This is a genomic window from Gordonia sp. (in: high G+C Gram-positive bacteria), assembly GCF_012515855.1.
GTDB lineage: Bacteria > Actinomycetota > Actinomycetes > Mycobacteriales > Mycobacteriaceae > Gordonia.
Map to the genome: position 1 here is coordinate 1 of NZ_JAAYXO010000268.1, position 11,050 is coordinate 11,050.

Annotated in this window: 12 protein-coding genes; 4 read left to right on the forward strand and 8 right to left on the reverse strand. The window is 67.5% G+C overall.

Annotated features, from left to right (window positions below; genetic code table 11):
• Positions 1-7 precede the first annotated feature (7 nt).
• The 7 genes from GX543_RS18240 to GX543_RS18270 form a co-directional block, all read right to left on the reverse strand.
• Entirely contained in the window at positions 8-1,246 is a 1,239-nt protein-coding gene (locus GX543_RS18240) for a crosslink repair DNA glycosylase YcaQ family protein (protein WP_290853983.1), read from the reverse strand.
• A gap of 81 nt (positions 1,247-1,327) precedes the next feature.
• Entirely contained in the window at positions 1,328-1,735 is a 408-nt protein-coding gene (locus GX543_RS18245) for a VOC family protein (RefSeq protein WP_290853984.1), read from the reverse strand.
• 70 nt (positions 1,736-1,805) lie between these two features.
• Positions 1,806-2,153 (reverse strand): AraC family transcriptional regulator, encoded by a 348-nt coding sequence (locus GX543_RS18250; protein WP_290853999.1) that lies wholly within the window; start codon positions 2,151-2,153, stop codon positions 1,806-1,808.
• Positions 2,154-2,218: 65 nt separating this feature from the next.
• Positions 2,219-2,950 carry a class I SAM-dependent methyltransferase gene (locus GX543_RS18255; protein ID WP_290853985.1) on the reverse strand — a complete coding sequence of 244 codons (732 nt, stop codon included), beginning with the start codon at positions 2,948-2,950 and terminating at the stop codon, positions 2,219-2,221.
• 26 nt (positions 2,951-2,976) lie between these two features.
• Complete coding sequence (locus GX543_RS18260; RefSeq protein ID WP_290853986.1) at positions 2,977-3,399, reverse strand: hypothetical protein; 423 nt, start codon at positions 3,397-3,399, stop codon at positions 2,977-2,979.
• A 52-nt stretch (positions 3,400-3,451) separates the two neighbouring features.
• A complete protein-coding gene (locus tag GX543_RS18265) occupies positions 3,452-3,940 on the reverse strand; it encodes a dihydrofolate reductase (protein ID WP_290853987.1) in 489 nt (162 codons plus the stop codon).
• Positions 3,941-3,957: 17 nt separating this feature from the next.
• The gene (locus GX543_RS18270) at positions 3,958-4,758 is read right to left on the reverse strand and encodes a thymidylate synthase (protein ID WP_290854001.1); all 801 of its coding nucleotides are present in this window, start codon (positions 4,756-4,758) and stop codon (positions 3,958-3,960) included.
• A 66-nt stretch (positions 4,759-4,824) separates the two neighbouring features.
• Here GX543_RS18270 and GX543_RS18275 point away from each other — a divergent pair, with 66 nt between their 5' ends.
• The 4 genes from GX543_RS18275 (at position 4,825) to GX543_RS18290 (ending at position 10,384) form a co-directional block, all read left to right on the forward strand.
• A complete protein-coding gene (locus GX543_RS18275) occupies positions 4,825-6,042 on the forward strand; it encodes a CdaR family transcriptional regulator (RefSeq protein ID WP_290853989.1) in 1,218 nt (405 codons plus the stop codon).
• A 179-nt stretch (positions 6,043-6,221) separates the two neighbouring features.
• Positions 6,222-7,736 carry a long-chain fatty acid--CoA ligase gene (locus GX543_RS18280; RefSeq protein WP_290853991.1) on the forward strand — a complete coding sequence of 505 codons (1,515 nt, stop codon included), beginning with the start codon at positions 6,222-6,224 and terminating at the stop codon, positions 7,734-7,736.
• Between the two features lie 4 nt (positions 7,737-7,740).
• Entirely contained in the window at positions 7,741-9,441 is a 1,701-nt protein-coding gene (locus GX543_RS18285) for an alpha/beta fold hydrolase (protein ID WP_290853993.1), read from the forward strand.
• A 31-nt stretch (positions 9,442-9,472) separates the two neighbouring features.
• Entirely contained in the window at positions 9,473-10,384 is a 912-nt protein-coding gene (locus GX543_RS18290) for an alpha/beta fold hydrolase (protein WP_290853995.1), read from the forward strand.
• A 138-nt stretch (positions 10,385-10,522) separates the two neighbouring features.
• On the opposite strand, the gene GX543_RS18295 is transcribed toward GX543_RS18290, so the two are convergent.
• The coding region (locus GX543_RS18295; protein WP_290853997.1) for an MFS transporter at positions 10,523-11,050 on the reverse strand (528 nt) is incomplete at its 5' end.

Below are 11,050 nucleotides of genomic sequence, written 5' to 3' on the forward strand. Positions count from 1 at the left end.
CCGTCGCTCACCCGGCCGTCGAGCGCACGGCCGTCGTGAGTTCCGGCGCGAGCGCGCCCCGCTCCATGACTTCGATGCCGTCCAGTCCGCGCCACTGCGCCAACCGTGCGAGGTCGGCGGCCAGCGACTCGGCGACCACCCCGTGGTCGCGCCCCGGCTCCACATGCGCGGCGAGGACGCGCAGCCTCCCGGCGGAGCGGTCGGCCTTGAGGTCGACGCGAGCGACGAGGTCCGAGCCCATCAGATACGGGAGCACGTAGTAGCCGTGCACGCGCTTGTGCGCTGGGACGTAGATCTCGATCCGATAGTGAAATCCGAAGAGTCGTTCGGTGCGCGGGCGGAAGAACACGAGCGGATCGAACGGTGACAGCAGCGTCGAGCGGTCGACGCGGCGCGGCGCGGTGGCATCGCGATGCAGGTAGGCGGGGTCGGTCCACCCCTCGACGGACACCTCGCTGACCTCTCCCGAATCGATGAGATCGGGCAGCACATCGCGCACCTCGGCCGTCTTGAGCCGGTAATAGTCCGCGAGGTCGGCGGCGGTCCCGACACCGTGCGCCGACGCCGCCCTCGCAACCAGGTCGCGGTGCGCATCCCGCCGGTCGATCCTCACGCCCACGCGGTCGGCGCCGACCACGCGCTCGGCGAGGTCGTAGTGCCGATGGAAGTGCTCGCTGCGCACCGCCGACAAGGTGCCCGCGGCGAACAGCGCCTCGCACAGATGCTTCACCTCGCCGCGGACCCACCAGGCGCCCTTCTCGCCCGGCGACCGCGTGATGCCCAGGTCCTCCTCGATCTGGCGAGGGACCAGGGCACCGCGCTCGGCGATCACCGCGAGCACGTCCTGCGCCTGAGATCTGTTCCGCTGCAGGATCTCCCGCGTGTGGCGATACCGTCCGTCGCGGTACTCATCCATCCTCCAGCCGAATAGCGGCCAGTCGTCCACCGGCACCAGTGCCGCCTCGTGGGCCCAGTACTCCGCCAGCATGCGGGGAGCGCGCGCCGTGGGCTGCCACGCGGCTCGGTCGACGAGCGTGTCGTCGTAAGCGCCGAGTCGCGAGAACGCCGGCAGGTAGTGCGCGCGGGCCAGGATATTGACCGAATCCATCTGGAGCAGCCCCGTGCGATCGAGCATCCGCGCGAGGTGCCGACGGGTCGGGGCACCGGTCGGCATCCGGTCGGTGAATCCCTGCGCCGCCAGCGCGATGCGGCGGGCCTGCGGATTCGAGAGCTGAACTTTCTCCACGTCGCCGAGCGTAGCGTCGACACCGGACAGGAACGCTCCCCTAGTCGGCGGCGACCGCTCCCGGTTCGATTCCCTGGTCGATCACTCCGCCGCGTTGATGCGGACCATGTTGCCCGCGGGATCACGGAAGGCGCAGTCGCGCGGGCCCCATGGCTGCTTGATCGGTTCCTGGAGCACCTCTGCGCCGGACGACGACACCTTCTCGAACATCGCGTCCAGGTCGGTGGTGCGGAAGACGGTCGGCGGCATCATGCCTTTCGCGACCAGCCGATGGAGAGCGTCGGCGTCCTCGGGTGAACGGCCGCCGCCCGGCTGCGAGAGGACGACCTCGACGCCCTCCTGCCCGGGCATCCGGAGGGTGACCCAGTGGTGATCGCCGTTGGCGACGTCCCGAACCACTTCGAGTCCGAGCGCGTCCCGGTAGAAGCCGAGGGCGGCGTCGATGTCGTCAACGGTGATGGGGCAGTAAGTGATTTCGATGTTGGTCATGCCGTCAACGCTAGAACCGTCGACGACGCGGCGCTTCTCCAAATCTGCTCGGTTCGCCGGGCCGCCGAATTCAGCCGAACGGCATGGGTCGCGCGAGAATCTTCGTCATGCAGGTCGGCAGGCCCTCGAGTTCGGCGTGCGAGCGGGCCCGGTACGCGCTCGGTGTCTCGCCGGCGAGCCTCCGAAAGGTGCTGCTGAACGAGCCGAGCGACGTGAAGCCGACTTCGACGCACGCGTCGGTGACGGTCATGCCGCCGCGCAGCAGCGCCATCGCGCGCTCCACCCGGCGCGTGACCAGATAGCCGTACGGCGTCTCCCCGTACGCGATCTTGAACTCGCGACTGAAGTGCGCCGTCGACATCAGCGCCCGCTGCGCCATGGTCGGCACGTCGAGCGGTTCCGCGTAGTGGCGGTCCATCAGGTCTCGTGCGCGCCGCAGATGCGCCAGCGTCTCCGGAGACTGCGGCACCGATGCCCGCGAGGTCACGGCGCCACGCGGCCGAGGAGAATCGTGACCGGCCACCGGACGGTCCGGCGCCCGTCGCCCCAGATCGGTGCGAGGTCGTCGGCGATCGCCTCCAGCAGTTGACCGCGGCCCGCTTCCCGGGCGCGACGCGCAGCCGACCACGTTCCCAGGTAGCCGGCGAACTCCCGCAATGTCCACGACCGTTCGATCGTCACCGTGGGCGCGGCGATCGCCTCGAACGGGAAGTCCAAGTCGGCGTAGCGGTTATCGACGTGACGGCGTTCGGCCGGCCAGAACGGTCCGATCTCATCGCGGTAGAAGGTGTCGAACCGTTCTGCCAGGTCGTCGTCGAGTTCGACGACCCCGTACGTGATCAAGGCGAGGGCCGCACCCGGTGTCGCGATCCGGCGCACTTCTCGGTAGAACGCCGGAAGGTCGAACCAGTGCGCGGCCTGCGCGACGGTGATCAGCGACGCCGACGAGTCCGCGACGTCGAGGGCCTCGGCGGGCGACACCCGATAGGCGACGTTCGCGGCGGAGGTCGCGTTGGCGATCTGGTCCGCGGACGGATCGAGACCCACCACGGTCTCGAACGTCTCGGCCAAGAGAACGGTGAGCTGGCCCGTGCCGCACCCGACGTCGACCGCGACCTTCCCGTCGGGTGCGGCGTCGCGCAGCACGTCGGCGAGCTCCGGCGGGTAGGTGGGTCGGTAGGCCGCGTAGTCGCCGCCGCTCTCGAACCAGGTCATTACCTCATGTAAGCACAGGAATCTGCTCAGGCGGAGGTCGTCTGGTTGATCAACACGGGCTCGCCGCCGGGCGTCCGGCTCCAGCGGTCGCCGCGGATGTCGGTGAACTCCAGATGGACGGTTCCACCGTCGTGGCCGACGGCCTCGTCGCGATGCGTCCCGGGCGGGATCTGCTTCCACCGCATGACGTCTTGCTCGCCGTCGTTGACGAGCACGTCGTGGATCGGGTGCCCGGAGTTGTTGTTGACGTGCAGGAGACCGTCGTGGATCCACGCTGACACGCGGTCGACGTGTTCGCGCCGCCGCATCCAAGTCTCGTGCCTGTCCCTGGTCCGGCGAGCCGTCCTCTCGCGATGAATCTGCCAGAAGGCTACGGCGAAGGCGCCGATCGTTCCGATGGAGCCCACCCACGTGGCCCAGTCGCCCATCTCCAGTTCCAGGTTCAGCACGTCGCCTCCACCGCAGCCGTTTGACTGTGACCATAGCCGAGGACGCGCGACCTCACCTCCGCACGTAGTCGACGAACCGGTACAGGGTTCCCGTCGACGAGTACAGCCACTCTCCGTCCGACTCGACCGCCCACCGATCCTGGTCGACGACCGGCGCAAAGGCGTCGGCGCCGTCGACGAGCACGTCGACTTCGGTGACCCGCAGGTGCGTCGCGTACTCCATTGCGAGGGTGTAGATCTCACCACCGCCCATCACCGCGGCGACATGTCCGACAGACGCGAGCGCCTCCGCGAGACTCCCGGTCACCTCGGCTCCGTCAGCCCGGTAGTTCGCCGACCGCGTGATCACGATGTTGCGGCGACCGGGCAGCGGTCGAACCGCTGCGGGCAACGACTCCCAGGTCTTGCGACCCATGATCACCGCACCGGTACCGGTCAGCGCCTTAAACCGCTTCATGTCTTCGGGCACCCGCCACGGAATGGCACCCGCCTTACCGATCGCGCCGGCCCGGTCCTGCGCCCAGATCAGGGAGATGGACATGAGAACTCCGTTCCAAGTCAGACGGCGACGGGGGCCTTGATCGCGGGATGCGACCGGTAACCGACGATCTCGATGTCGTCGAAGTCGTAGTCGAAGATCGAGTCGGCCTTGCGCAAGTTGAGCGTCGGTGCAGGCAGCGCCTCGCGGGAGAGCTGCTCGGTCACCTGCTCCACGTGGTTGTCGTAGATGTGGCAGTCGCCGCCGGTCCAGATGAACTCCCCTGCCTCGAGTCCTGCCTGCTGCGCCATCATGTGTGTCAGGAGCGCATACGAGGCGATGTTGAAGGGGACCCCGAGGAACAGATCCGCGCTCCGCTGGTACAGCTGACAGCTCAGCTTGCCGTCCGCAACGTAGAACTGGAAGAAGGCGTGGCACGGGGGCAGCGCCATCTGCGGAATCTCTCCGACATTCCAGGCCGAGACGATGTTGCGCCGCGAGTCCGGATTCTGCTTCAGGGTGTCGAGAGCGACCGCGATCTGGTCGACGTGATCGCCGGACGGCGTCGGCCAGTTGCGCCACTGCACGCCGTACACCGGTCCGAGTTCGCCGTCCGCGGACGCCCACTCGTCCCAGATGGTGACGCCGCGCTCCTGCAGCCAGCGCACGTTGGAGTCGCCTCGGAGAAACCAGAGGAGCTCGTAGACGATCGACTTGAGGTGCACCTTCTTGGTGGTGACCAGCGGGAAGCCCTCGGACAGGTCGAAGCGCATCTGGTGGCCGAACACGCTGCGCGTGCCGGTACCGGTGCGGTCGGCCTTCGGTGTGCCGGTCTCCATGACCAGACGTAGCAGGTCCTCGTACGGGGTCGGGGTCGGCATGCTCACGTCGACGAGTCTAGCCAAGAACTGTGCACCCTCACCGGCGGCAACAGCCACAATGGCAGGGTGACTCCATCTCCCTCTCCCGACCACCGACTCGAGCCGGCCGAGATCACCGCCGAACTCACCCGGATCGGTTCGGTGCTGTCCGAACGGATGGACGACCTCGCCGAGCGCGTCACCACCGCCATCCACGAGGACATCCACTACTACAACACCTCCGACGAGGTGCCGCGCGAGAGAACCGCGGAGGTGGTCCGGGCCAACTTCACCGACTTGATCGCGGCCCTCACCGAGGGCGCGGACTTCCAGACCCACGCCGCCCGCCGAACCGGATCGTCGCGGGCCGCACTCGGGGTGCCTCTCCCCGCATTGATGCACGCGTACCGCATCGGCTTCCAGATGCTGTGGCGCGAGTTTCGGGTGATCGCCGAGTCCGACACCTCCCTCTCCCGCCGCGCAGTCCTCGCCGCGACGGAACGGATCTGGAGCGGCTACGACCGCTTCGCGAACGACGTCGCCGAAGCACACCGCACCGCCACCAACGAGCAGGTGCTGGACGATGCGTCCGAACGCGCGGCGCTCACCGAGCATCTGTTGGAAGGTCGGATCACCAGCAAGAGCAACCTGTGGGAGACCGCCGCACTGTTGCGGATGCCGACGCGTGGCCCCTATCTCGCGGTCGCGGCCGCCGCGGACGTGGTCGGCAAGCAGCCGTTGCACGGCGTCGAGAACAAGCTCCGCGGCATCGACCTGCGCTCGGTGTGGCGCCTGCTCCCCGAACAGCAGATCGGCCTGATCTACACCCCCACCCCGGCAACCACCGCCGCGGCGCTTGATCTCCTCCGCCGACTCGCGTCCGGGAGGGTCGGCGTCAGCGCACCGTTCACCGAGCTCTCACACATCGGGCGCGCCCTGAAGTACGCGCGGATCTCCCTCGTCGGCCCCGGCGCCGGAGTCACCCAGTTCGACGACTCCGTCCTCGGGATCGCGGCCGTCGCCACCCCCGAAGTGAGCACTGGCCTGGCGCAGTCGGTGCTGCACCGGCTCTACGACCTGACACCCGAGGACAGTGAACCGCTCATCGAGACCTTCCGCGCATGGCTGCAGGCGGACGGGAACGTCGGCGAGACCGCCGACACTCTGTTCGTACACCGAAACACCGTTCGCCACCGCCTGCGCCGCATCGAGACTCTTACCGGCCGCTCGACGTCGTCGCCGCGAGAGCTCGCCGAGTTGTGCCTGGCCTTCGAGGTCGACGCACGGTTGAACATCGCCGACTAACCCCGACTATCAACTCCGACTACCCCCGTCACCGGCAGGTCGCCGCCACCACGCGGTGGCGGCATTGTGCATGTGCACACGCTACTGGAGGGTACGTTAGCTGCCACACCATCGGACTCTGCCATGATCCAGCGCATGCTTGAAGGAAGGAAAATCAGCCCCGACCCGAAAGCAGACCGATGGCGAACCTCAGTCAGAACCTCGTCGACGCAGCAAGCGCGCGCCCCGAGCTCGTCGCCCTGAAGTGCGGGGACGTCGCCTACACGTTCGCGGAGTTCAATGACGCCGCGGCGAAGGTCGCCACCCTGCTGGCCGAACGCGGCATCAAGCCCGGAGATCGAGTCGGACTGATGCTCCCGAACGTCCCCGAGTTCGCGATCCTGTTCTACGGCATCCTGCGTGCCGGCGCGGTGGCCGTGCCGATGAACCCGCTCTTGAAGTCCCGCGAGATCTCGTTCTACCTGACCAACACCTCCGCGAAGCTCCTGCTCGCGGTCCCCGCTTTCGCCGACGAGGCTCGCGCAGGCGCCGAGTCCGCAGGCGCCGAGTGCCTGCTGGCCGATGCCGACCTGAACGCCGCGATCGCATCTTTCCCCGCGCAAAGCGAGCCGGTGGCCACCGAGGATCTCGACACCGCCGTCATCCTGCACACCTCCGGAACCACCGGCAAGCCGAAGGGCGCGGAGCTGACGCACATCGGCCTGCACCGTAATGCCGAGATCACCGCGCGCACGCTGATCAACGCAACCCACGAGGACGTCCTGATGGGCTGTCTGCCGCTGTTCCATGTCTTCGGCCTCACCTGCGGTCTCAACGCCGCCGTCATCGCTCAGGCCGGTCTCACCCTGATCCCGCGGTTCGACCCGATCGTCGTTCTCGACGCGATCGCCGCTGACCGGGTGACCGTCCTCCTCGGCGTGCCCACCATGTACTCGGCGCTCGTCGCGGCCCGCAGGCCCAGCGACGACACCAGTTCGCTGCGGACCTGCGTGTCCGGCGGCGCGGCCCTGCCCGCCCAGGTCATCACCGACTTCGAGGCCGCGTTCGACGCTGTCATCCTCGAGGGCTACGGCCTGTCGGAGACCTCACCGGTCGCCTGCTTCAACCACCCCGACAAGGAGCGTCGTCCCGGCACCATCGGCACCCCGATCGAGGGCGTCCAGATGCGCATCGCCGACGTCACCGGAGCCGAGGCCGGCGTCGACGAGCCCGGCGAAGTCCAGATCAAGGGCCACAACATCATGAAGGGCTACTGGAACCTGCCCGACAAGACCGCCGAAGCGATCGACGCTGACGGCTGGTTCGCGACCGGCGACGTGGGCACCAAGGACGCCGACGGCTACTACCGGATCGTCGACCGGACCAAGGACATGATCATCCGCGGCGGCATGAAAGTGTACCCGCGCGAGGTGGAGGAAGTGCTGTACGAGCACGCTGCCGTCGCTGCGGCCGCAGTCCTCGGCGTGCCCCACGAAACACTCGGCGAGGATATCGGAGCAGCCGTCCAGCTGAAGCCGGGCGCCGAGGTCACCGCCGATGAGCTTCGCGAGTACATGAAGGAGAGGGTCGCGGCGTACAAGTACCCACGTCAGATCTGGTTCGTCGACGCCCTCCCCACGGGCGCCACCGGTAAAATTCAGAAGCGCGACATCACCATCCCCGCCCCCGCCGCCACCACCTCACGAGAGGGCTGACAGCATGACCATCGCTCAGAATCAGGCCGCCGCAGGCGAGATCGCCGCGCCCCTGGACCTCCTTCTGGTCAACTCGACGAAGTCATTCGCCAGCCGGATGACCCCGGACGCGGCGATGGCCCGTTTCGGCCTGTCCCTGGCCAAGCAACCGGGCACCGTCGCCGAGCGCGGCGTCGGCCTGGTCAAGGAACTCGGCGACATCGTCGCCGGCCGCTCCGACCGCGCACCCGCCCGCTCCGACAAGCGTTTCGCCGATCCCGCGTGGACGCAGAACCCGGTGCTGCATCGCATCGAGCAGGCCTACCTCGCCGCGGCCGACACCGCCGAGAAGCTGTACGGCGACGCCGAGCTCGACTGGAAGGACGCCGAGAAGGTCCGCTTCGCCCTCGACAACCTCATCGAAGGACTGGCGCCGACCAACAACATCCTCGTCAATCCCCTCGGTTGGAAGGCCATCATCGACACCGGCGGCGCCTCGGCCGTCCGCGGCGTCAAGGCCTTCGTCCGCGACATGTCGTCCAAGCCGCGCGTGCCCGTCATGGTGGAACCAGACGCGTTCGAGGTCGGCGAGACCGTCGCGGTGACCAAGGGCACCGTGGTCCTCAAGACTCGGATGTTCGAACTCATCCAGTACGCACCGCAGACCGAGAAGGTCAGCGAAGTGCCGCTGCTGATGATCCCGCCGGTGATCAACAAGTACTACATCCTGGACATCGCGCCCGACCGCAGCATGATCGAGCACTACGTCCAGGGCGGCCAACAGGTGTTCGCCATCTCCTGGCGCAATCCCAAGGCTCGCCACCGCGACTGGGGCTTCGACGAGTACGGTCAGGCCATCATCGAGGCCATCGACGCCACTCGGACCATCACCGGCGCCAACAGCACCAACATCTTCGGCACCTGCTCCGGCGGCATCCTCGCCGCCATGGTGCTCTCGCACCTGTCAGCCATCGGCGAGGGCGACAAGGTCTCGTCGCTGACCCTGGCCGTCACCGTGCTCGACCAGAATCAGGCAGGCTTCGCCTCGTCGCTCACCAGCGAACGCGCGGCCGAAGCCGCTATCCGCGAGTCGTCGAAGAAGGGCTATCTCGACGGTCGCGCCATGGCTGAGATGTTCGCCTGGCTGCGTCCCACCGATCTCGTCTGGCGCTACTGGGTCAACAACTACATCCAAGGCCGCAGCCCAGCCGCCTTCGACGTGCTGTTCTGGAACGCCGACACCACCCGCATGACCGCCGAGCTGCACAAGGACATGGTGATGATGGGCGTCGGCAACGACCTCGTCACCCCCGGCAAGGCCACCATGCTCGGCACCCCGGTCGACCTCGGCACCATCGAGTGCGACACCTATGTGATCGGCGGCATCGCCGACCACATCTGCCCCTGGCAGGCCACCTACCGCAGCGCGGCCCTCCTCGGCAGCAAGAACAACCGCTATGTCCTCTCCACAAGCGGCCACATCGCCTCCCTGGTGAACCCGCCGGGCAACCCGAAGGCCTCGTTCCGCACCGCACAGGTGTCGCAGGAAGGCGACGCCGACACCTGGCTCAAGACCGCAGAGAAGAAGGCCGGCTCGTGGTGGCCCGACCACCTGACCTGGCTGGGCGAGCACGGCGGCACCGAACTCGACGCCCCGACAGCCCTGGGCGCCGCAGGCTTTGAGCCCCTTGCTCCCGCTCCCGGCACCTACGTCCACGAGAGCTGAGTCTCTCCTTCTGCCTCAGAAAGGCACGCTTATGGCTTCTACCGCCTCCACTCCCACCGTCATCGAGACGAACACGGGGACAGTCGGCGAGTCGAGCGACTACTACCTCGCCGTCGGCGGACAGCGTGTCCGCGTCCGCTACCGCGAAGGCGTCGGCATCCCCATCGTGCTGTGCAACGGGATCGGCGCCAGCCTCGAAGTCCTCGATCCGCTGGTCGAGAACCTCGATCCCACCCGGCCGGTGGTCCGATTCGACGTCCCGGGCACCGGCGAATCGCCGCCGTCGCTGGCCCCCTACGGTTTTCCGTACCTCGCCTGGGTTCTCGGCAAGATCCTCGACCGCCTCGAGATCGAAGTGGTCGACGTCCTGGGGCTCTCGTGGGGCGGTGCTCTCGCACAGCAGTTCGCCTTCCAGAACCCGCGTCGATGCCGTCGCCTGATCCTGGTCGGGACCGGAACCGGCGTCCTCATGGTGCCCGGCAGCCCCAAGGTGCTGTCGAAGATGTTGACGCCGAAGCGGTTCAGCGACCCGTCGTACGGCGCCACCATCGCCGCGGACCTGTACGGCGGCAAGGTACGTGACAGCAGCCAACAGGTGGCGGAGCTGTTCGTTCGACAGCTGCATGCGGGCTCTGCCAAGGGCTATGTGCATCAGCTGATGGCCGGATCGGTGTGGACCTCGCTCTTCGCCCTCCCTGCCATCCGGCAGAAGACCCTGATCATCGCAGGTACCGACGACCCGATCATCCCGGTGATCAACGCGAAGATCATGAACACCCTGCTTCCCCGCGCAACCCTGCACGAGCACGACGGCGGTCACATCGACCTGATGGTGAACGCGGTCGTCTTCGGGCCGGTGATCGACAGCTTCCTCGGCCCCACCAAGCCGTACCGCCGCAAGTGGAGCAAGACCGCCGACGTGAAGTTCACGCCGGGCGGCTAGTTCCCGTCGCATCCACCACAAGACCGTCGTTCGGCGCCACTGCACGTGGCGCCGAACGACGGTCTTTGGTTTCTACTCCGGTTGTGTCACGCCGACGTCCGGTGAGGATGTCGACCCGACCTCACAGAACTGTCACCCTCACGGAACCTCGGCGGCCACGGCGAGATCCTCCGCGACCATCTTCTTGTCCTTGGTCTCGACGATCAGGTACGTGCACAGCACGCTGACGGAGGAGAGGACGGCGAGCATGATGCCCACCCAGATGGAACCGGGTCCGGCGATCAGCGGTGCCGCGATCAGCGGCGGGATGGCGCCGCCGAGAATACCGCCCAGGTTGTAGCCCATGCCCGCACCGGTGTAGCGGTACCGGGCCTGGAACAGCTCGGGCAGCAGCGCTCCGGCCGGGCCGTACGCGATGCCGAAGATCAGCAGGGTGCCGATGAGGCCGACCAGGAACGCGAACTCGCCGCCCATCTCGAGGATCGGGAACAGCACCAGGGCCCACGGCACGGCGAGGATCACCGAGATCATGATGACGCGACGGCGCCCGATCCGGTCCGAGTAGATCGCCGACGCAGCCGTCGACAGGCCGAAGAAGATCGCGGCTATCATGCCCGAGACCAGCACGAAGTTGCGGTCCAGGCCCATCTGGTCGGACTTGGTGGC

Coding starts and splice junctions, on each gene's coding strand:
- GX543_RS18290 (WP_290853995.1), top strand. CDS start 9,473: ATGGCTTCTACCGCCTCCACTCCCACCGTCATCGAGACGAACACGGGG.
- GX543_RS18270 (WP_290854001.1), bottom strand. CDS start 4,758: ATGCCGACCCCGACCCCGTACGAGGACCTGCTACGTCTGGTCATGGAG.
- GX543_RS18245 (WP_290853984.1), bottom strand. CDS start 1,735: ATGACCAACATCGAAATCACTTACTGCCCCATCACCGTTGACGACATC.
- GX543_RS18285 (WP_290853993.1), top strand. CDS start 7,741: ATGACCATCGCTCAGAATCAGGCCGCCGCAGGCGAGATCGCCGCGCCC.
- GX543_RS18255 (WP_290853985.1), bottom strand. CDS start 2,950: ATGACCTGGTTCGAGAGCGGCGGCGACTACGCGGCCTACCGACCCACC.
- GX543_RS18265 (WP_290853987.1), bottom strand. CDS start 3,940: ATGTCCATCTCCCTGATCTGGGCGCAGGACCGGGCCGGCGCGATCGGT.
- GX543_RS18280 (WP_290853991.1), top strand. CDS start 6,222: ATGGCGAACCTCAGTCAGAACCTCGTCGACGCAGCAAGCGCGCGCCCC.
- GX543_RS18250 (WP_290853999.1), bottom strand. CDS start 2,153: ATGGACCGCCACTACGCGGAACCGCTCGACGTGCCGACCATGGCGCAG.